This window comes from Streptomyces sp. adm13(2018) (assembly GCF_008042145.1).
In the GTDB taxonomy this organism is placed as follows: Bacteria; Actinomycetota; Actinomycetes; order Streptomycetales; family Streptomycetaceae; genus Streptomyces.
Genome location: NZ_RDBH01000232.1, coordinates 1 through 960 on the forward strand (window position 1 = coordinate 1; position 960 = coordinate 960).

Annotated in this window: 1 protein-coding gene; it reads right to left on the bottom strand. The window is 78.6% G+C overall.

Annotation, left to right across the window (positions count from 1 at the left end):
• Nucleotides 1-14: 14 nt before the first annotated feature.
• On the bottom strand, nt 15-839 hold the full coding sequence (locus EAO70_RS35925; RefSeq protein WP_148006982.1) for an MBL fold metallo-hydrolase: 825 nt from the start codon (nt 837-839) through the stop codon (nt 15-17).
• Between the last annotated feature and the right edge of the window lie 121 nt (nt 840-960).

A 960-nucleotide genomic window follows, 5' to 3' on the forward strand; every position in this document is an offset into this window, starting at 1 on the left:
CCGCCCCCCCGTCCTCAGCCCCCGGGCCTCTGCGGCACGTCGACGAACGGTCGGGTCAGATGGGCCGTCGCCAGGACCGCCCCGCTGTCGGCGGCGCGGGCGAGCGTCTCCTCGCGGGAGGCGCGGGCGGCGGCCGGGTCGCGCTCATGGGCGTAGGCCACGGCCGGCGCGGCGAGCTGCACCGCGTGCACCAGGAGGTCGCCGGTGACCAGGACGTCCCTGCCGTCGGGCCGTTCGACCAGGACGGACTGGTGGCCGGGGGTGTGCCCGGGAGTGGGCAGCAGGGTGACCCCCGGACGCAGCCGGTGCCGGCCGTCGACCTCGTGCAGCTGTCCCGCGGCGCGGAGCGGTTCCACCACCCAGTCCCACACCGGGTCCTGACGGTCCAGGGCGGCGGTCTCCGCGCGCTGCACCACGTACCGGGCGGCCGGGAAGAAGGGCCGGCCGGCGGTGTCGGCCGCCCAGCCCGTGTGGTCCTCGTGCAGGTGCGTCAGGACCACGGTGTGGACGTCGGACCGCTCGATCCCGGCCTCCGTGAGCACCTCCGGCAGCCTGCCCGGTACGGGGCACCAGGGCGCCCCGGGCCCCTCGGCGGGGCCGACGCCCGCGTCCACCAGCGTCCAGCCCCCGCCGTCGGGATCGGCGACGGCGAAGCAGCGGAAGTCCAGCCGCCACGCGCCGTCCGGGCCCGCCGCACCGGGGTCCAGCGCGGCGGCGGCCGCCCAGTCGGCCTCGACGGCACCGGGGAAGGCGTCCCGCGCCGCCCTGAAGAACAGCCCGGTGGCATCCAGGAGTGCCGTCACCGGGCCCACGCGCGTCCGTGCGTCGCTGTCGGCCATGAGGCCGACCCTGTCATCACCGGGCCCCGCCCGTACGGGAAACCGGGCACCCGCCCACGCGCGCGTGGCCACGGCCGGCCGCGGCCGGACCGCCCCGCGGGCCCCCCGTGGTTACGCCCCC

Excerpts from the sequence above, each read along its gene's own strand:
- EAO70_RS35925 (WP_148006982.1), bottom strand. The coding sequence starts at position 839 with ATGGCCGACAGCGACGCACGGACGCGCGTGGGCCCGGTGACGGCACTC.